Annotated in this window: 17 protein-coding genes; 3 read left to right on the forward strand and 14 right to left on the reverse strand. The window is 72.5% G+C overall.

Going from position 1 to position 18,758, the window contains the following annotated elements:
- Positions 1-150: 150 nt before the first annotated feature.
- The 10 genes from ruvB to pgsA form a co-directional block, all read right to left on the reverse strand.
- Complete coding sequence (ruvB, locus tag B086_RS0130495; RefSeq protein ID WP_018570231.1) at positions 151-1,221, reverse strand: Holliday junction branch migration DNA helicase RuvB; 1,071 nt, start codon at positions 1,219-1,221, stop codon at positions 151-153.
- Positions 1,222-1,278: 57 nt separating this feature from the next.
- The gene (gene ruvA / locus B086_RS0130500; RefSeq protein WP_018570232.1) at positions 1,279-1,884 is read right to left on the reverse strand and encodes a Holliday junction branch migration protein RuvA; all 606 of its coding nucleotides are present in this window, start codon (positions 1,882-1,884) and stop codon (positions 1,279-1,281) included.
- Positions 1,881-2,438, reverse strand: coding sequence for a crossover junction endodeoxyribonuclease RuvC (ruvC, locus tag B086_RS0130505; RefSeq protein ID WP_018570233.1), 558 nt, complete (start codon positions 2,436-2,438; stop codon positions 1,881-1,883). Before ruvC ends, ruvA begins: the two co-directional genes overlap by 4 nt.
- A gap of 108 nt (positions 2,439-2,546) precedes the next feature.
- Positions 2,547-3,299, reverse strand: a complete 753-nt coding sequence (locus B086_RS0130510) for a YebC/PmpR family DNA-binding transcriptional regulator (RefSeq protein WP_018570234.1) — start codon at positions 3,297-3,299, stop codon at positions 2,547-2,549.
- A gap of 79 nt (positions 3,300-3,378) precedes the next feature.
- Positions 3,379-3,990, reverse strand: a complete 612-nt coding sequence (pdxT, locus tag B086_RS0130515; RefSeq protein ID WP_018570235.1) for a pyridoxal 5'-phosphate synthase glutaminase subunit PdxT — start codon at positions 3,988-3,990, stop codon at positions 3,379-3,381.
- An 8-nt stretch (positions 3,991-3,998) separates the two neighbouring features.
- A complete protein-coding gene (gene pdxS, locus B086_RS0130520; RefSeq protein ID WP_234021320.1) occupies positions 3,999-4,847 on the reverse strand; it encodes a pyridoxal 5'-phosphate synthase lyase subunit PdxS in 849 nt (282 codons plus the stop codon).
- A gap of 217 nt (positions 4,848-5,064) precedes the next feature.
- Entirely contained in the window at positions 5,065-5,607 is a 543-nt protein-coding gene (locus B086_RS0130525) for a membrane protein (RefSeq protein ID WP_018570237.1), read from the reverse strand.
- Positions 5,608-6,114: 507 nt separating this feature from the next.
- The gene (locus B086_RS0130530; RefSeq protein WP_018570238.1) at positions 6,115-7,278 is read right to left on the reverse strand and encodes a glycosyltransferase family 4 protein; all 1,164 of its coding nucleotides are present in this window, start codon (positions 7,276-7,278) and stop codon (positions 6,115-6,117) included.
- Complete coding sequence (locus B086_RS0130535) at positions 7,275-8,210, reverse strand: phosphatidylinositol mannoside acyltransferase (RefSeq protein ID WP_018570239.1); 936 nt, start codon at positions 8,208-8,210, stop codon at positions 7,275-7,277. The genes B086_RS0130530 and B086_RS0130535 overlap by 4 nt, the downstream gene beginning before the upstream one ends.
- A complete protein-coding gene (pgsA, locus tag B086_RS0130540) occupies positions 8,207-8,938 on the reverse strand; it encodes a phosphatidylinositol phosphate synthase (protein WP_063725615.1) in 732 nt (243 codons plus the stop codon). Before pgsA ends, B086_RS0130535 begins: the two co-directional genes overlap by 4 nt.
- Positions 8,939-9,144: 206 nt before the next feature.
- Here pgsA and B086_RS0130545 point away from each other — a divergent pair, with 206 nt between their 5' ends.
- Together B086_RS0130545 and B086_RS0130550 are read left to right on the forward strand one after the other, a co-directional pair.
- Positions 9,145-11,343 (forward strand): elongation factor G-like protein EF-G2, encoded by a 2,199-nt coding sequence (locus B086_RS0130545; RefSeq protein ID WP_018570241.1) that lies wholly within the window; start codon positions 9,145-9,147, stop codon positions 11,341-11,343.
- A gap of 195 nt (positions 11,344-11,538) precedes the next feature.
- Positions 11,539-13,194: a hypothetical protein gene (locus B086_RS0130550; RefSeq protein ID WP_026252932.1), complete on the forward strand. Its 1,656-nt coding sequence runs from the start codon at positions 11,539-11,541 to the stop codon at positions 13,192-13,194.
- A 48-nt stretch (positions 13,195-13,242) separates the two neighbouring features.
- Here B086_RS0130550 and B086_RS0130555 read toward each other — a convergent pair whose 3' ends face one another.
- The 4 genes from B086_RS0130555 to B086_RS0130570 form a co-directional block, all read right to left on the reverse strand.
- A complete protein-coding gene (locus tag B086_RS0130555) occupies positions 13,243-13,788 on the reverse strand; it encodes an HIT family protein (protein WP_037874226.1) in 546 nt (181 codons plus the stop codon).
- A gap of 80 nt (positions 13,789-13,868) precedes the next feature.
- Positions 13,869-15,845 carry a threonine--tRNA ligase gene (gene thrS / locus B086_RS0130560; protein WP_026252933.1) on the reverse strand — a complete coding sequence of 659 codons (1,977 nt, stop codon included), beginning with the start codon at positions 15,843-15,845 and terminating at the stop codon, positions 13,869-13,871.
- 99 nt (positions 15,846-15,944) lie between these two features.
- On the reverse strand, positions 15,945-17,183 hold the full coding sequence (locus B086_RS0130565) for a hypothetical protein (protein ID WP_018570245.1): 1,239 nt from the start codon (positions 17,181-17,183) through the stop codon (positions 15,945-15,947).
- Positions 17,180-17,746: a DUF4365 domain-containing protein gene (locus B086_RS0130570; protein ID WP_018570246.1), complete on the reverse strand. Its 567-nt coding sequence runs from the start codon at positions 17,744-17,746 to the stop codon at positions 17,180-17,182. Before B086_RS0130570 ends, B086_RS0130565 begins: the two co-directional genes overlap by 4 nt.
- Positions 17,747-17,972: 226 nt before the next feature.
- Between B086_RS0130570 and B086_RS0130575 the strand changes: the two genes are divergently transcribed.
- Entirely contained in the window at positions 17,973-18,701 is a 729-nt protein-coding gene (locus tag B086_RS0130575; RefSeq protein WP_026252934.1) for a 3'-5' exonuclease, read from the forward strand.
- Positions 18,702-18,758: the final 57 nt, after the last annotated feature.

Here is an 18,758-nt window from a genome sequence, read left to right on the forward strand (position 1 = left end):
CTTCACACGACCGCGATGGGAAGCGGCCTGATGGTTGGGGGTGTGCTTGCCGTCGACAAGGGCGGCATCGGCGGAGTCTAAGGGAGTCCGCGTGCAAGGAACAACGCTCAGCATGGCACCTGGGTTCCTCCCCGGGCCAATGGATCGCCGTCACGCCCCGAACAGGTCCTGTTGTCCGTTTCCGGCCCCGGGCGAGCCGGGCGGGGTGAGGCCGAGGTGCGCCCAGGCGGCCGGGGTGGCGACCCGTCCGCGCGGGGTGCGCGCGAGCAGGCCCTCGCGGACGAGGAACGGTTCGGCGACCTCTTCCACGGTCTCACGCTCCTCCCCCACCGCCACCGCCAGCGTCGACAGGCCCACCGGGCCGCCGCCGAACAGCTTGAGCAGCGCCGTCAGCACGGCCCGGTCCAGGCGGTCCAGGCCGCGGGCGTCGACCTCGTAGACGGCGAGGGCCGCGGCGGCGATGTCACGGGTGATCATCCCGTCCGCCTTGACCTGCGCGTAGTCCCGCACCCGGCGCAGCAGGCGGTTGGCGATGCGGGGGGTGCCGCGGGAGCGGCCGGCGATCTCGGCGGCGCCGTCGGCCTCGATCTCCACGTCGAGCAGTTGCGCCGAACGGTGTACGACGCGCTCCAGCTCGGCGGGCCCGTAGAACTCCATGTGGGCGGTGAAGCCGAAGCGGTCGCGCAGCGGGGGCGGCAGCAGTCCGGCCCGGGTGGTGGCGCCGACCAGGGTGAAGGGGGGCAGTTCGAGCGGGATGGCGGTGGCGCCGGGGCCCTTGCCGACGATCACGTCGACGCGGAAGTCCTCCATCGCCATGTACAGCATCTCCTCGGCGGGCCGGGACATGCGGTGGATCTCGTCGAGGAAGAGCACCTCGCCCTCCTGGAGCGAGGACAGGATGGCGGCGAGGTCGCCCGCGTGCTGGATGGCGGGGCCGGAGGTGATGCGGATGGGGGCGCCCATCTCGGCCGCGATGATCATGGAGAGGGTGGTCTTGCCGAGGCCGGGGGCGCCGGAGAGCAGCACATGGTCGGCGGTGGCGCCGCGCGCGCGGGCGGCGCGCAGCACCAGGTCGAGCTGTTCGCGGACCTTCTCCTGGCCGATGAACTCGCCGAGATCCTTGGGCCGCAGGGCGGCCTCGACGGCCTGGTCCTCGCGGTCGGCGACAGAGCCCACCAGTCGCTCGGCGGCGGTGGTGTCGGGCGTGTCGTCCCAGTTCACTGCGGATGTCTCCTAGCGGGGCGCGGGGCGCCGGTTGCGTCAGCGGGCTCGGTGGCGTCAGCGGGCTCGGTTGAGGGTCTGGAGGGCCGCCTTCAGGAGCTGCCCCACCTGGGGGGTGCCGTCGGCGGCCTCGGCCTGCGGGGCGACGGCGGTGACGGCCTCGTCGGCCTCGCGGGTGGCGTAGCCGAGTCCGATGAGGGCGGCGTGCAGCTGGTCGCGCCAGCCCTGGGTCACGGGGGCGCCGACCGCGGGGGCGCCGACCGGCGCGCCGAGGCGGTCCTTCAGCTCCAGGAGGAGCTTCTGGGCGCCCTTCCTGCCGATACCGGGGACGGCGGTGAGGGCCTTCTCGTCGCCGGTGGCGACCGCGCGACGCAGCGCGTCGGGGCTGTGCACGGCGAGCATGGCCTGGGCCAGGCGCGGGCCGACGCCGCTGGCGGTCTGGAGGAGCACGAAGACCTGGCGCTCGTCGTCGTCGGCGAAGCCGTACAGGGTCAGGGAGTCCTCCCTGACGACGAGGGAGGTGTGCAGCTTGGCGGGGCGGCCGATCCGCAGGGCGGACAGGGTGCCCGGGGTGCAGTGGACGGCCATGCCGACGCCGCCGACCTCGATCACCGCGGTGTCGGGGGCGAGCGCGGCGACGGTGCCGCTGACGAAGGCGATCATGCCGTACGGCCTTTCGTGTGCGGGGCCGTCCTGGTGGCGGCGGCGGTGTGCAGGGCCACGGCCTGCTGGAGCCGGTTCTGTGCGGGGGCCCGCCAGATGTGGCAGATGGCGAGGGCGAGGGCGTCGGCGGCGTCGGCGGGCCTGGGCGGCGCGGCGAGCCGGAGAAGACGCGTGACCATGGCGCCCACCTGGGCCTTGTCCGCGCGTCCGCTGCCGGTGACGGCGGCCTTGACCTCGCTGGGGGTGTGCAGGGCGACGGGGATGCCGCGGCGGGAGGCGCACAGGATGGCGACGGCGCTGGCCTGGGCGGTGCCCATGACCGTGCGCACATTGTGCTGGCTGAAGACGCGCTCCACGGCCACGAACTCGGGGCGGTGCTCGTCGAGCCACTGCTCGATGCCCTGTTCGACGGCGACCAGGCGGTGTCCGAGGTCGGCGTCCGCGGGGGTCCGCACCACGCCCACACCGATCATGGTCAGCGGCCGGCCCGCGACCCCCTCCACGACACCGACCCCGCAGCGGGTCAGCCCCGGGTCCACCCCCAGTACGCGCACGCGATCTTTCCCTTCGATCTCCTGTCCGCGCAGGCTATCGGGTGCCACTGACAACGGCGGCGGGCCCAGGGACGTGTCCCTCGGCCCGCCGGTGGCGCCGTGCGTGCGTCAGGCGTCGACCTTCTCCATGACCTCGTCGCTGACGTCGAAGTTGGCGAAGACGTTCTGCACGTCGTCGCTGTCCTCCAGCGCGTCGATCAGCTTGAAGATCTTCCGGGCGCCGTCCTCGTCCAGCTCGACCTGCATGGTCGGGACGAAGTTGGCGTCGGCCGAGTCGTAGTCGATGCCGGCCTCCTGGAGGGCGGTGCGGACCGCGACCAGGTCGGTGGCCTCGCTGAGCACCTCGAAGGTGTCACCGAGGTCGTTGACCTCCTCGGCGCCCGCGTCCAGGACGGCGCCCAGGACGTCGTCCTCGGTCAGCTCGCCCTTGGGGACGATCACGACGCCCTTGCGGTTGAACAGGTACGACACCGAGCCGGGGTCGGCCATGGAACCGCCGTTGCGGGTCATGGCGACGCGGACGTCGGAGGCGGCGCGGTTGCGGTTGTCGGTGAGGCACTCGATGAGCACCGCGACACCGTTCGGCCCGTAGCCCTCGTACATGATCGTCTCGTAGTCGGCGCCGCCGGCCTCGAGACCGCCACCGCGCTTGACGGCGGAGTCGATGTTCTTGTTCGGGACCGACTGCTTCTTGGCCTTCTGCACGGCGTCGTAGAGCGTCGGGTTGCCGTCCAGGTCGACGCCGCCCATCCGCGCCGCGACCTCGATGTTCTTGATCAGCTTCGCGAAGAGCTTGCCGCGCTTGGCATCGATGACGGCCTTCTTGTGCTTCGTCGTGGCCCATTTAGAGTGGCCGGACATCTGCCTGTCTCCTTCGCGTAAACCCATCCTGTACGAACGCCCCCGGGCCTGAAGCAGCCGGGAGGTACCCCGGGAGATCCTACAAGGACTCCGCCGCCCGTATCGCGCGCACCATGTCGACGAACAGGGCGTGCACACGGTGGTCGCCGGTCAGCTCCGGGTGGAACGACGTGGCCAGCGCGTTGCCCTGGCGCACCGCCACGATGTGGCCGCCGTGCTCGGCGAGCACCTCGGCCCCGGCGCCCACGGACTCGACCCAGGGCGCGCGGATGAAGACGCCCTCCACCGGATCGCCCGCGATGCCCCGGACGTCCACGGCCGCCTCGAAGGACTCGTTCTGCCGGCCGAAGGCGTTGCGGCGCACGATCATGTCGATGCCGCCGACGGTCTCCTGGCCCGAGCGCGGGTCGAGGATCTTGTCGGCGAGCAGGATCATCCCGGCGCAGGTGCCGTAGACGGGCATGCCGTCGCGCACGCGCGCGCGGAGCGGGTCCATCACGCCGAAGAGGACGGCGAGCTTGGAGATGGTGGTGGACTCGCCGCCGGGCAGGACCAGGCCGTCCACCTCGGCGAGTTCCTCGGGGCGCCTGACCGGCCTGGCCACGGCATCGGCCGCGGCCAGGGCGACGAGGTGCTCCCGTACGTCGCCCTGGAGGGCCAGGACGCCGATGACAGGTGCTTCGCTGCTCATGGGGTGGGCTACCAGCCGCGATTGGCGTAGCGCTCGGTCTCGGGGAGGGTGTCGCAGTTGATGCCGACCATGGCCTCGCCGAGGTTGCGGGACGCGTCCGCGATGATCTTCGGGTCGTCGTAGAAGGTGGTCGCCTTGACGATGGCGGCGGCGCGCTTGGCCGGGTCGCCGGACTTGAAGATGCCGGAGCCGACGAAGACGCCCTCGGCGCCGAGCTGGCGCATCAGGGCGGCGTCGGCCGGGGTGGCCACGCCGCCGGCGGAGAAGAGGACCACCGGGAGCTTGCCCAGCTCGGCGACCTCCTTGACCAGCTCGTAGGGGGCGCGCAGGTCCTTGGCGGCGGCGTACAGCTCGTTGTTGTCGAAGCCGCGCAGCCGGGCGATCTCGTTCTTGATCTGGCGCAGATGGCGGACGGCCTCGACGACGTTGCCGGTGCCGGCCTCGCCCTTGGAGCGGATCATGGCCGCGCCCTCGGCGATGCGGCGCAGGGCCTCGCCCAGGTTGGTGGCACCGCAGACGAACGGGGTGGTGAAGGCCCACTTGTCGGAGTGGTTGACCTCGTCGGCCGGGGTGAGGACCTCGGACTCGTCGATGTAGTCGACGCCGAGCGACTGGAGGACCTGGGCCTCGACGAAGTGGCCGATGCGGGACTTGGCCATGACCGGGATGGAGACGGCCTCGATGATGCCCTCGATCATGTCCGGGTCGGACATGCGGGCCACGCCGCCGTCCTTGCGGATGTCGGCCGGGACCCGCTCCAGGGCCATGACGGCGACGGCGCCCGCGTCCTCGGCGATCTTCGCCTGCTCCGGCGTGACGACGTCCATGATCACGCCGCCCTTGAGCTGCTCGGCCATGCCGCGCTTGACGCGCGCGGTACCGGTCTCGGGAGTCTGGGCGGAATCGGGAAGTGTGGTGGACACGGGTGACCTCACTCGGGTGGAAAGAGGGGGTTGATGCACCCAGAGGAAACGCGAGTGGACCAGTCCACGGCAAGGGCCAATGACAAGCGGGTGGATCCTTTTGCCCGCACGGCCCCGGTACGGGCAGTGCCGTGCGGTGCGGCGCGGACCGCTAGGCCGCGCGCTCCACCAGCGCCACCGGGGGCTCGTCGTCCATCTCGAAGGCCAGCGGGAAGGGGGCGTGCCCGGCCAGCCGGAACCAGCGCACCTTGCGGTGCTCGCGCAGTCTGCGGGCCGCGCCCACGGCGTCGTTGTGGAAGCGGCGGGCCATCGGCACCCGGCGCACCGCCTCGGCCAGCTCGCGCGCCGCCTCCTCGCCGCCGGGCACCGCGCGGACCGCCTCCACCTGCTGCGCCTCGCCGAACACCGCCCGCAGCGCCTGGCTCAGCTCGCTCTCGGCGACCTCCCGCTGCTCCTCCTCGGACTGCCGGGCCGCGTGCGCGGCCTCGTACAGCACGATCGAGGCGGCCGGGTCCAGCACGCCGGAGGTGGCCAGTTCCTGCGCCACGGAGGCCCGGCGCAGCAACTGCGCGTCCAGTGCGGCCCGCGCCGCGTCGATCCGGGCGTGCAGCCGGTCCAGCCGGCCCGCCGTCCAGCTCAGATAGAGGCCGACGGCCACGAGCGCGACAAGGATCCAGATGAGCGTTGCGATCACGGGCGGCAAGGCTACCGGGGCGGGGAGGGGGGCTGCGGCCGGTCGGGGCGGACGGGGGTGTGCCGAGCGGTTCGGGGGCGGTGGGTGCGTGTCCCCGGACGGGCGGGCAGCGGGGCGCGGGCGCGCGGCAGTGGGGGCGCCGATCCGTCCCTCGGGGGCGGGGAGTGACACGGCGCGGCCGAGACGGCACGGGGCGAGGTGGGCGGAGGGCGTGCGACCGGTCAGGAGGCCGGAGCCGGGGGCTTGGCGCGCCTGCTCCGGCAGCTCCTCTCCCCCGCGTCTCTCCCCGGGTCCCCCGCATCCGGACAGCACCCTGAAGGTCGACCCCCGCACGCCGATGCGGCCACCGGACCGCCCCGCAATGCGCCGCCGGGACCGCCCGCGCCTCCGGCCGCACGCCCGTCAGACCACACGGCCCTCGAACCACACGGCCTGCGAACCGCACGCGCCCGGAACCGCCCGCATCGAACCGCCCGCACGCCCGCCGCACCCCGCGGCCCTGCCCGGTCAGTCGCGGACCAGGCCCAGCCGCGCCCGCAGCCCCGTGGCGCGGTCGTCCGTGGCGACCGCTGCCGCGCCGGCGGTGACCGTCTCGTAGACGGAGAGGATGTCCGCGCCGACGGTGGACCAGTCGAAGCGGCGGACGTGGGCGCTGCCCCGCTCGCGGAGTTCGGCGCGGCGGGCCGGGTCGGCGAGGAGGCGCACGGCGGCGTCGGCCAGCGCGTCCGCGTCCTCGTTGGCGAACAGCTCACCGGCCTTGCCCTGGTCGAGGACCTGGGCGAAGGCGTCGAGGTCGGAGGCGAGCACGGGAGCGCCCGCGGACATCGCCTCGACGAGGATGATGCCGAAGCTCTCGCCGCCGGTGTTGGGCGCCACGTAGAGGTCGACGCTGCGCAGGAAGCGCGCCTTGTCCTCGTCGCTGACCATGCCGAGGAACTCCACCCGCGCACGCAGCTCCCGCGGCAGGCTCGCCACGGCCTCCTCCTCGTCGCCGCGGCCCGCGACCAGCAGCCGGGCCCGCGGATGCGCGGCGAGGATCTTCGGCAGGGCCCGCATCAGCACGGGCAGGCCCTTGCGGGGCTCGTCGATGCGGCCCATGAAGCCGATCGTGCCGCCCTGCCACTCGGGCCGGGGCTCGGCGCGGGCGAAGAAGCCGACGTCGACGCCGTTGGGGATGACCACGGCGTCCCCGCCCAGGTGCTCGACCAGGGTGCGCCGGGCGTACTCGCTCACCGCGATGCGCGCGCTGATCTTCTCCAGGGCCGCCTGGAGGATGGCGTACGCGGCGACCATCGCCCGGGAGCGCGGGTTGGAGGTGTGGAAGGTGGCCACGATCGGGCCCTGCGCCGCCCAGCAGGTGAGCAGGCCGAGCGACGGCGAGGTCGGCTCGTGGATGTGGATCACGTCGAAGCGGCCCTCGTGCAGCCAGCGCCGTACCCGGGCGGCCGAGAGGAAGCCGAAGTTCAGGCGGGCCACCGACCCGTTGTACGGCACCGGGACCGCGCGGCCGGCCGAGACGACGTAGGGCGGCAGTGGGGTGTCGTCGTCGGCGGGGGCGAGGACGGACACCTCGTGGCCGAGGCGGATGAAGTACTCGGCGAGGTCGCGGATGTGGAACTGCACGCCGCCGGGGACGTCCCAGGAGTACGGGCAGACGATGCCGATCCTCACGCCGCGTCCCCCTCCCTCTCCTGCCCGGCCGGTGCGGGGCGGGGTTCGAGGTCCGCGAGCCACAAGCGCTGGAGCATGTGCCAGTCCTCCGGATGGTCGGCGATACCCGAGGCGAAGGCGTCGGCCAGCGCCTGTGTCATGACAGACGTCTTCTCGGGCCGCGTGCCTGTCGCCGGTACCTCGATCGGGGGATGGACCCGGCCCCGCATGACGGGCGAGCCGTCGTACCAGAGGGTGACGGGCAGCAGCAGGGCGCCGGTCTGCTGGGCGAGCAGCGCGGGCCCGGCCGGCATCCGGGCCGTCTCGCCGAAGAACTCGACCTCGACGCCGGAGGAGGACAGATCGCGGTCGGCGACCAGGCAGACCAGGCCGCCGTCGCGCAGCCGCCGGGCCAGGGTGCCGAAGGCCGAGCCGCCGCTGTGCGGCAGCACCTCCATGCCCAGGCCCTCGCGGTAGGCGACGAACCGGTCGTAGAGCGTCTCGGGCTTGAGGCGCTCGGCGACCGTGGTGAACGGCGTCTCCAGCGCGGTGGTGACCCAGGCGCCCGCCAGGTCCCAGTTCGCCAGGTGCGGCAGGGCGAGGACGACGCCCCTGCCGGAGGCGAGGCCGTCGGTCAGGTGGTGCACGTCGTCGGGGGCGAAGCCGCCCCGGACCCGCTCGGCGCTCCAGGCGGGCAGCCGGAAGGACTCCATCCAGTAGCGCAGGTAGGAGCGCATGCCCGCGCGGGACAGCTCCGCCAGCCGCTCGGGGCTCGCGCCGGGCACCACGCGCGCGTAGTTGCCCTCCAGCCGCAGGACGCCCTTGCCGCGCCGCTTCCAGACGAGGTCGGCGAGGGTGCGGCCGAGCCGGACGGCCACCGGTTCGGGCAGCTTCTTGACGGTGCTCCAGCCCAGCCCGTACAAGGCGTCGGTCAGGCGCTCCCGGGCGCTCACGCCGACGCCCCGCTCCCCTGGTTCTCCTGCCGGGCGGCCTCGGCGTCCGCCTCGGCCGACTCGCGGCGCACGGTGACCACACGCTGGATCAGCGTGACCAGGCTGCCGGCGGCGACGATCCACAGCGCGACCGGCAGCAGGTACTGGATGCCGGGCACCCCGAACTTGTGCAGCCCCGCGAATCCGGCCGCGACCAGGGAGATCACCAGCCGCTCGGCCCGCTCGACCAGGCCGTTCACGGCGACGGGCAGGCCGATCGCCTCACCGCGCGCCTTGGTGTACGACACCACCTGGCCGCTGGCCAGGCAGAAGATCGACACCGCGCACAGGGTGTTGTCGTGGCCCTGCCCGGCGTACCAGAGGGCGAACCCGCCGAAGATGGCGCCGTCGGCCACCCGGTCCAGGGTGGAGTCCAGGAACGCGCCCCAGCGGCTGGAACGGCCCAGCTGGCGCGCCATGTTGCCGTCGACCAGGTCGGAGAACACGAAGAGCGTGATCACCACCGTGCCCCAGAAGAACTCGCCCCGGGGGTAGAAGACCAGCGCGCCCGCCATCACTCCTGCGGTGCCGAGGAGCGTGACCGTGTCGGGGCTCACGCCCCGGCGGATGAGAAACGCGGCGAACGGTGTGAGGACACGCGTGAAGAATGCACGCGCGTACTTGTTCAGCATGGCCTTCCCGAGGGTCGCTTTCGCCGGGCGGCCCCTGCTGGCCACCGGCTGGCCCATCGTAGTCACGCGCGCGCGTGGGCCGCGTCCGGGCACCCTCGGGCCCTTGCGGCGCACGGGCGGGCGGCGGGATCGGGTCCTTCGTATGGACGCGGCATGACGGGAGTGCAAAGCTCGAATGACCGCGGGCGTCGCAGGAGCCGCCGGTGACGCGGTGCCGCGTGTCCGCGCCCACAGGACCTCACCGTGCACGGGAGGGCAGGATCATGGGCGACAAGGCACACACACATCCCGGAGCCGCCGGCAGGGCGATGGCGGCCGACCACCCCGCTTCCCTGCGGAACGTGGTGCTGGTCGGCCACTCCGGATCGGGCAAGACGACCTTGGTGGAGGCTCTCGCGCTGACGGCGGGGGCGGTGAACAGGGCGGGCCGCGTCGAGGACGGCGGCTGCGTCTCCGACTACGACGAGATCGAGCACCGCCAGCAGCGCTCGGTGCAGCTGTCCCTGGTGCCCGTCGCCTGGGACGGCATCAAGATCAACCTGCTGGACACACCCGGCTACGCGGACTTCGTCGGGGAGCTGCGCGCCGGTCTGCGGGCCGCCGACGCGGCCCTCTTCGTCGTCTCGGCCTCCGACGGCGTGGACGGCTCCACCCGCATGGTGTGGGAGGAGTGCGCCGCCGTCGGCATGCCGCGCGCCATCGTGATCACCCACCTGGAGGCCGCCCGCGCCGACTTCGAGGAGATGACCCGGGTGTGCGCCGAGGCGTTCGGCGCCGACGACCCCGACGCCGTCCTCCCCCTGTACCTGCCGCTGCACGGACCCGAGGGCCCCGACGGACACGCCCCGGTCACCGGCCTGGTCGGCCTGCTGACCCGCAAGCTGTTCGACTACGCGAGCGGGGAGCGCAAGGAGTCCGAACCCGGCGCGGACGAACTGCCGCGCATGGACGAGGCCCGCGGCCGGCTCATCGAGGGGATCATCGCCGAGAGCGAGGACGAGACCCTCATGGACCGCTACCTCGGCGGCGAGCAGGTCGATGTGGAGACCCTGATCAAGGATCTCGAACGGGCGGTCGCGCGCGGCGCCTTCTTCCCCGTACTGGCCGCCGCCCCCGCCGCCGACGGCGCCCGCCAGGGCATCGGCACGGTGGAACTCCTCGACCTGATCGTCCGCGGCTTCCCCACGCCCCTGGAGCACGAGGCACCCGAGGTGACCACACCCGACGGCCGCTCGCGCCGCCCGGCGCCGTGCGCCCCGGACGGACCGCTGGTCGCGGAGGTCGTCAAGACGGCCTCCGACCCCTACGTGGGCCGGGTCTCCCTGGTGCGCGTCTTCTCCGGCACGCTGCGCCCGGACGAGACCGTGCACGTCTCCGGGCACGGCCTCGCCGACCGGGGCCACGAGGACCACGACGTCGACGAGCGGATCGGCGCCCTGTCCACCCCGTTCGGCAAGCAGCAGCGCCCGGTGACGCACGCCGTCGCCGGAGATCTGGTCTCCGTGGCCAAGCTGAACCGCGCCGAGACCGGCGACACCCTCTCCGCCAAGGACGACCCGCTGCTGATGGCCCCCTGGCAGATGCCCGACCCGCTGCTGCCGCTCGCCATCCAGGCGCACAGCAAGGCCGACGAGGACAAGCTCTCCCAGGGCCTGGCCAGGCTGGTCGCCGAGGATCCCACGATGCGCCTGGAGCAGAACCAGGACACCCACCAGGTGGTCCTGTGGTGCCTGGGCGAGGCGCACGCCGACGTGGCCCTGGAACGGCTGCGCAGCCGCTACGGCGTCCAGGTCGACGTCGTCCCGCACCGGGTCTCCCTGCGGGAGACGTTCGCCGGCCGGTCGGCGGGCCGCGGCCGGCACGTCAAGCAGTCCGGCGGCCACGGCCAGTACGCCATCTGCGAGATCGAGGTGGAGCCGCTGCCGGGCGGCTCGGGCATCGAGTTCGTCGACAAGGTCGTCGGCGGCGCGGTCCCGCGGCAGTTCATCCCCTCCGTCGAGAAGGGCGTACGGGCGCAGGCCGCGAAGGGGGTGGCCGCCGGTCATCCGCTGATCGACGTCCGCGTCACGCTGCTGGACGGCAAGGCGCACTCGGTGGACTCCTCCGACGCCGCCTTCCAGACCGCGGGCGCGCTGGCGCTGCGGGAGGCCGCGGCCGACGCCCGGATCCATCTGCTCGAACCGGTGGCCGAGATGAGCGTCCTGGTCGGCGACGACTACGTGGGCGCCGTGATGAGCGATCTGTCCGGACGGCGCGGCCGGGTGCTGGGCACCGAGCAGATCAGCGGCGGCCGGACCCTGGTGCGGGCCGAGGTGCCCGAGATCGAGATCGGCCGGTACGCGATCGACCTGCGGTCCCTGTCGCACGGCACGGCCCGTTTCGAGCGCCGCTACGCCCGCCATGAACCGATGCCGCAGCAGATCGCCGACCGGCTGCGCCAACAGGAGCGCGAAGCCTCATAGTCGACGCGCCGGGCGCACAACGGAGCGCTCGCGCGGGGCAGTACGGGGCACCGCGCTCCGCACAGGTGGGCGGCTTCGGCCGTCCACCTGTGCGGAAGGGCGGGTGCGGATACGCTGATGACCTGATCAACAGGTGTGCGAGGCAGGGAAGTCGGGAAGGCCGCAGATGCAGAATCGGCGGCAGTGGGGGCGGCGGTGACGGACGGATTCGATTTCAGTCCAGGGGCTCAGATTCCCCTCTCGGGCGCGGCGGGACAGACGGCGGCCACCTTCGCGCTGGCCGCCGCCGCCTACCGGGACGACGAAGTGGAGAAGATCAAGGAAGCCGACAACGACTGGCACCAGTCCACGGTCAAACCGCCGCGCCCCTGGGCGAAGATCTTCCGCCCCCGGCTCGGCGAGGCGTTCTCCCGCGCCGTGATCGACCGCATGCTCGGCGCCGGGCGCAAGCCGCTCATCCAGTCCTTCGGCATCGAGCCCCAGGTCGTCGTGGAGCACTGCCTGGCCGCCCAGCGCATCCGCCGCGAGCGCGACAACTGGCTCTCGGCCGTGACGGTGCTGTGCGGGGTGCTGTTCCTGCCCGGCTTCCTGGTCTGGCTGCTGGTGTTCGTCCTGCGCACCACCATGAGCCGCCGCGAGGACAAGCGGGCCGGGATGCTCGCCACCACCCTGCTGGTCGCCATGGGCGCACTCGCCGTCCTCTTCCTGGTCAAGATGCCCTTCCACGGCTTCTGGGCCTGGTACGCGCGCGCGGCCGTCGTCATGCCGGTCGCCGGCTGGTTCTGGGCCAAGCGGATCTGTGAGCGCACCGCCCGCGACCTGCGCGAACGCTGGTCCGGCATGCTCTCGGGCGGCGGTGTCGGTGCCAAGATCCCCGAAGCCGTCCCCGGCAACCCCGGTGACGCCGCCGAGCAGATCCGCAAGGAACTCGCCCGGCTCAGTGCCGAACAGCGCTCCAACTCGGTCTTCTACGCCGGCCCCAAGGGCATACTCGGCATGGGCACCCGCTGGGGCAGCTGGCAGCTCGCCGAGGACCTGGTCTCGGCCGAACCGGGCAAGGAGTTCCACCCGTTCCGCAGCTGGGACGTGATCAACGCCATCCAGGGCGGCCTCGGCATGCTGGAGCGCACCTCCATCAACACCGGCGGCTTCACCAAGCCGACGATCACCCACTGGATCGTCACCCCCATCGGGGAGAACGCCAAGGAGGTCGCCCGGCCCGGCGGCACCGACGTGGACGCGTACACCGTCCGCAGCCACGCCGTGCAGGACATCTGCAACAAGCAGCAGTTCGGCAGCGGCGACCGGCACTACCTCGGCGTCCAGTGGACGCTCTGGGACGGCCATCTGGTGATCACCATGATGATCACCGTGACCGTGCTGCACAACACGCTGCGCATCGAGGTCACCGGCCACGCCCTCGGCCCGGTCAATCCGCTCTTCAACGGCAAGCCCGCGGCCAAGGAGAAGGAGGTGCAGAAGGCCTTCCGGTTCTGGGAGACCCGCAAGGTCAAGCTGCCCCTGATCGACACCGACGAGGTGGTACGGCTCGCCGCCCGCGCCCCGCTGACCTGGTACCCGCCGCTGCTCAACTGGCTCGGCGGAAGCCTCGCCCTGCCCGAGCCGTTCGGACTGCGGCACGCCTGGGCCGACCAGCCCTGGCGCCACCGCTTCATGGCCGACGACGCGCTGCGCGCCGCCACGCCCGTGCTGCGGGTGGTGCACACGGCGGCGCTGAAGGTCCTGCGGGACAACGGCGTGGACGTCGAGAAGTTCGGCAACCGCTCCTCGGTGCTCAGCGGCATGGTCCAGGACGCCTCGCCCAGGAAAGCCGATCTGTACGACGCGTAGCACCCGCGCGACACGCACCGACACGCATGGCGGGGGCCGGGCCCGGGACTACTCGGGCCAGGCCTCCGCGAGCATCTTGCGGGTGTCGGCGAGCAGTTGGGGCAGTACCCGGGTGTGCCCGACCACCGGCATGAAGTTGGTGTCGCCGCCCCAGCGGGGCACGATGTGCTGGTGCAGATGGGCGGCGATGCCCGCGCCCGCCACCGAGCCCTGGTTCATGCCGATGTTGAACCCGTGCGCTCCGGAGGCCGCGCGCAGGGCCCGCATCGCCTGCTTGGTCAGCTCCCCCAGCTCGGCGGTCTCCGCCGCGGTGAGGTCGGTGTAGTCGGCGACATGGCGGTAGGGCACCGTCATCAGATGGCCGCCGTTGTACGGGTAGAGGTTGAGCACCGCGTACACCTGCTCGCCGCGCCGGACGATCAGGCCGTCCTCGTCGGACTTGGCCGGGATCGCGCAGAAGGGGCAGCCGTCCTTGGCCCCTGGACCGGTCGGCTTGTTCTCGCCCTGGATGTAGGCCATCCGGTGGGGCGTCCACAGGCGCTGGAACGCGTCCTGCGTCCCCACTCCGATCTGCTGCTCCGGCTCACTCGTCATGCGTGCAGCATATGGCGTGCCGCCCGGGGACGGAGCAGGCCCCCGGGAAGCCGTGCCTCCCGGGGGCCTGCTCCCGTGGGTCAGACCTGCGTGCGCTCCTCGACGACCTTCGCGATCCTGGCGATGGCCTCGTCGAAGGGGATGCCGTTGTCCTGCGAGCCGTCGCGGTAGCGGAAGGAGACGGCGTTGTTCGCCATGTCCTCGTCGCCCGCGATGACCATGAACGGCACCTTCTGCTTCTGCGCGTTCCTGATCTTCTTCTGCATCCGGTCCGAGGAGGAGTCGACCTCCACCCGCAGGCCCTTCTTCCTGGCCCCGGCGGCGAACGTGTGCAGATAGTCGACGTGCGCGTCGCCGATCGGGATGCCGACCGCCTGGACCGGGGCCAGCCACGCCGGGAAGGCGCCCGCGTAGTGCTCCAGGAGCACCGCGAAGAACCGCTCGATGGAGCCGAACAGCGCGCGGTGGATCATGACCGGGCGCTGCTTGGAGCCGTCCGCCGCGGTGTACTCCAGGTCGAAGCGCTCGGGCAGGTTGAAGTCGAGCTGGACCGTCGACATCTGCCAGGTGCGGCCGATGGCGTCCTTGGCCTGGACGGAGATCTTCGGGCCGTAGAAGGCGGCGCCGCCCGGGTCCGGGACCAGCGGCAGGCCCTGCTTCTCGGCGACCTGGCGCAGGGTCTCGGTGGCCTCTTCCCACGCCTCGTCCGAGCCGACGAACTTCTCCGGGTCCTTGGTCGACAGCTCCAGGTAGAAGTCGGTCAGACCGTAGTCGCGCAGCAGGTTCAGCACGAAGGTGAGCGTCTTGTCGAGCTCGTCGGCCATCTGCTCGCGGGTGCAGTAGATGTGCGCGTCGTCCTGGGTGAAGCCGCGGGCGCGGGTCAGGCCGTGCACGACGCCCGACTTCTCGTACCGGTACACCGTCCCGAACTCGAAGAGGCGCAGCGGCAGTTCGCGGTAGGACCGGCCGCGCGCGTCGAAGATCAGGTTGTGCATCGGGCAGTTCATGGGCTTGAGGTAGTAGTCCACGCCCTCGTCGAGCTGCATGGGCGGGTACATGCCGTCGGCGTACCAGTCCAGGTGGCCCGAGGTCTCGAAGAGCTTCCCCTTCGTCGCGTGCGGGGTGTAGACGAACTCGTAGCCCTCCTCCTCGTGGCGGCGGCGCGAGTAGTCCTCCATGACCCGGCGGATGATGCCGCCCTTGGGGTGGAAGACGGCGAGGCCGGAGCCGATCTGCTCGGGGATGGAGAAGAGGTCCAGCTCGTTGCCCAGCTTGCGGTGGTCGCGCTTCTCGGCCTCGGCGAGGAACTCCAGGTACTGCTTCAGCTCGTCCTTGGACGGCCAGGCGGTGCCGTAGATGCGCTGGAGCATCGGGTTCTTCTCGCTGCCGCGCCAGTAGGCGGCGGCGTTGCGCATCAGCTTGAACGCCGGGATGAGCCGGGTGGTGGGCAGGTGGGGACCGCGGCAGAGGTCCTTCCAGCACAGCTCGCCGGTCTTGGCGTCCAGGTTGTCGTAGATCGTCAGCTCACCGGCGCCGACCTCGACGTCCGCGCCGTCCTCGGCGGAGGCGGAGCCCTTGAGGCCGATCAGCTCCAGCTTGTACGGCTCGCCGGCCAGCTCCTCGCGGGCCTCGGCGTCGGTGACCACCCGGCGGGCGAACCGCTGCCCGCGCTTCTGGATCTCCTGCATCTTCTTCTCGATGGCCTTGAGGTCATCGGGGTGGAAGGGCCGCTCGACGTCGAAGTCGTAGTAGAAGCCGTCCTTGACCGGCGGGCCGATGCCCAGCTTGGCCTCGGGGAACAGCTCCTGCACGGCCTGCGCCATGACGTGCGCGGTGGAGTGGCGCAGGATGTTCAGACCGTCCTCGGAGGAGATCTCCACGCCCTCGACGGTCTCGCCGTCCGCGACCTCGTACGCCAGGTCCTTCAGCTCGCCGCCCACGCGCGCGGCGACGATCGAGCGCTCGCCGGCGAAGAGGTCGGCGGCCGTGGTGCCCGTCGTCACCGTGCGCTCTTCCCGCTCGGAATCGCGTTGGATGATCACACGGACGTCTGACACCGGTCTCTCCTGACTGAAGGGGGTGCGGCGCCATACCGGGAGCGCGCGCATGACTGGGATGGTACCGAGACGGAGGCGCCCTCCGCGAAGCGGTTGTCGTCAGCCCCGCGGGGCGCCGTCCGCTCCGGCCTCCGGTCCGCCGAAGAGATCCGGGTCCCCGGGCCCCTCCCCCAGCCATTTCATCAGCCGGTCCCGCTCCTCGTCGTCCACCCGCACGGGGACGACCTCGCAGGCGCCCGTGACCTGGCGGAAGCCGCCGCGGCTCTCCAGTCTGCCGCGCATCCGCACCGGAAGTCCGGCCAGGTGCGCGTGCCCGGCGGTGCGGTAGTCCTCCTCGGCGAGGACGACACGGACGTAGGGCACCTCGGCGCCCGCGAGGACGCGCAGCCGCGCGGTGCCCTCGCCGTAGGGCCGGGGTCTGCGCAGCCGGACCACCGCGCCGGTGATCCGCACCGGCACGGACGGCTCGGCGCGCAGATAGCGGGCACCGGCCTCGCGCAGCACGGGCAGGTCGCCCGGTGAGAACGCGACCGGCCCGGTCCCGCAGTGCTCGGGTACGCCCGCGGCGGGTGCCCAGTCGACCGCGATCCGGGCGCCCTCGCTGCCGCGCACCAGCGCGATCAGCGCCTCGGTCAGCTCGCGGCTGGCACCGGCCCGCACCGCGCCGTCGAAGGCGTCCAGGGCGCCGGTGGCCCGGCGGTGATCGACGGCCTCGCGGACGGCGTGGACGGCCCGGTGGAGCCGGACGGCGAGCGGCCGGGCGGGGTCCACGGGGACGAGCGCGGTCAGGCCGGTGCCGCCACTGCCGGAGCCGACCAGGACGTGGTCGAGGCAGGCGGCGGCCGGGCGGCGGTGCCGTGCGCCGTGGTAGCCGGTGCGGGCGCGGGTGGCGAGCGCGGCGGCGAGGAGGGTCTGCCGGGCGGCGGCGCGCAGCCGTTCCGCGGCGGTCCAGGCGGCGGTGCCGGCCGGGCCGCCCGGTTCGTCACGCCACCAGTGGATCTCGTCGCCGGGCACGGCGAGGGCGGCCAGGACGGCGTACGCGGACGGTGTGCGGGCGTGGGCGAGGGCGTCCAGCGCCTCGCCGAGCAGGTCGTCGCTGTCGGGGAAGGCGCGGCTGACGGGCACCAGCAGGCTGGTGGCGGCGGAGCCGGGGCCGGGCGGTGTCCAGCGGCCGTAGTGTCCCGTGGCGCCGCCGCGCCGCTGCCAGCCGTGCCGGTGCAGCAGGGCGGCGAGCACGGCCGGGTCGACGTCGGCGGGGTGCGGGGCACCGGCCGGGGGCGCGGTGGCGGGGTGCGGGCGCGCGGCGCGCGACGGCTGGTCCGGGGGTCGGTGCGTCATGGTCTGCCTCCGGTCCCGACCCGCGTCATGATCTCGCACAGGGCCCGGTCGTCGAAGATGCGCGCGGTCGGTATCCGTACGGTGGTGCGGTGGCGGCCGGTGATCGGATGGCCGGCGAGGTTGACCCAGTAGCAGCAGTGCCTCAGGTCGAGCCGGTCGTGTCCGGCCCGCAGCCATTGGTCCTGGGAGCGCGGCACGATCATCACGACCAGGATCTTGTGCACCGAGACCGGGGTGCGGGCGAGCTTCGCCAGGTGGGCGTTGTCCAGGGTGAAGGCGAAGGTCGGGCCCGGCGGGTGGGGCGGGAGCTGGTAGGTGCACTTGAGCTGCACCTTGACGGTCACCTCGTCGTCGACGGTGTGTCCGGGGGCGCTGTGGCTGACGTGCCAGTCGATGCCGTTGTCCGGGAAGGGCTGGGACAGGGAGCAGCCGGCCGCGGCGGCGACGGCGTGCAGATAGCCCACCTGCAAGGTCTCCATGCAGGCGGTGGTGGCGAGTGTGCCGCGTCGGGTGCCCGCGCGTCCGGGCAGCAGCCCGCTCCGCTCGGGCTGCGCCGTCACCATGACCGACAGCCTTCCGAACCAGGGGAGTCGAGAGAACCAGGGGAATCCAGAGAGACGTACCGAACGGGGTGCGCGCGCCTCGGTTCGCGGAGCGGGTCCGTGAACTGCAAAGACCCGTACTGCTGTTGTCTCCTTCCGGCGTACGCCGCAAACAGCCCGGGTATCACCGGTTCGGGTGGCGGACGGCACGTCAGCCGCCTTGTTTGAGCGAGGAGTTGTGGTCGACATGACGTGCTGCTGGTACGAGGGGCCGCTGGCCGCCTTCGACACGGAGACCACGGGCGTCGACGTCGAGACCGACCGCATCGTGTCGGCCGCCGTCGTCGTCCAGGACGCGCCGGGCGCGCGGCCCAGGACGGTGCGCTGGCTGGTGAATCCGGGGGTGCCGGTGCCCCAGGCGGCGACGGCGGTGCACGGTCTGACGGAGGATCATCTGCACCGCAACGGGCGCTGGCCCGCGCCGGTGATGTACGAGATAGCCGAGGAGCTGGCGGAACAGGCCGCGCTGGGCCGCCCGCTCGTGGTGATGAACGCGCCGTTCGATCTGACGCTGCTGGACCGGGAGTTGCGGCGGCACCGGGCATCCTCGCTGGGGCGCTGGCTGGAGTCGTCGCCGCTGAGCGTGCTGGATCCGCGGGTGCTGGACAAGCACCTGGACCGCTACCGCAAGGGCCGGCGCACGCTCACCGATCTGTGCGCGCACTACGAGGTGACGCTGGCGGAGGCGCATGACGCGGCGGCGGACGCGCTGGCCGCGCTGGAGGTGGTCCGGGCGCTCGGCCGCCGGTTCGCGGCCCGGCTGGAGCGGCTGTCCCCCGCCGAGCTGCACGCGTTGCAGACGGGCTGGCACGCGGCGCAGGCCCGGGGCCTGCAAGCGTGGTTCGCGCGTACCGGCACGGAGGAGACCGTGGATCCGGCCTGGCCACTGCGCCCGGAACTGCCGGCGGCGGCTTGAGGCGGTGCGGTTCCGCGGCGCCAGGGCGGCGCGGCGGGCGGTGACATGAAGAAGGCC

It is taken from the genome of Streptomyces sp. PsTaAH-124, assembly GCF_000373685.1.
Taxonomy (GTDB): Bacteria; Actinomycetota; Actinomycetes; order Streptomycetales; family Streptomycetaceae; genus Streptomyces; species Streptomyces andamanensis.

Excerpts from the sequence above, each read along its gene's own strand:
- ruvA (WP_018570232.1), bottom strand. The coding sequence starts at position 1,884 with ATGATCGCCTTCGTCAGCGGCACCGTCGCCGCGCTCGCCCCCGACACC.
- B086_RS0130510 (WP_018570234.1), bottom strand. The coding sequence starts at position 3,299 with ATGTCCGGCCACTCTAAATGGGCCACGACGAAGCACAAGAAGGCCGTC.
- pdxT (WP_018570235.1), bottom strand. The coding sequence starts at position 3,990 with ATGAGCAGCGAAGCACCTGTCATCGGCGTCCTGGCCCTCCAGGGCGAC.
- pdxS (WP_234021320.1), bottom strand. The coding sequence starts at position 4,847 with ATGGCCGAGCAGCTCAAGGGCGGCGTGATCATGGACGTCGTCACGCCG.
- pgsA (WP_063725615.1), bottom strand. The coding sequence starts at position 8,938 with ATGGGCCAGCCGGTGGCCAGCAGGGGCCGCCCGGCGAAAGCGACCCTC.
- B086_RS0130545 (WP_018570241.1), top strand. The coding sequence starts at position 9,145 with ATGGGCGACAAGGCACACACACATCCCGGAGCCGCCGGCAGGGCGATG.
- B086_RS0130555 (WP_037874226.1), bottom strand. The coding sequence starts at position 13,788 with ATGACGAGTGAGCCGGAGCAGCAGATCGGAGTGGGGACGCAGGACGCG.
- B086_RS0130565 (WP_018570245.1), bottom strand. The coding sequence starts at position 17,183 with ATGACGCACCGACCCCCGGACCAGCCGTCGCGCGCCGCGCGCCCGCAC.
- B086_RS0130570 (WP_018570246.1), bottom strand. The coding sequence starts at position 17,746 with ATGGTGACGGCGCAGCCCGAGCGGAGCGGGCTGCTGCCCGGACGCGCG.
- B086_RS0130575 (WP_026252934.1), top strand. The coding sequence starts at position 17,973 with ATGACGTGCTGCTGGTACGAGGGGCCGCTGGCCGCCTTCGACACGGAG.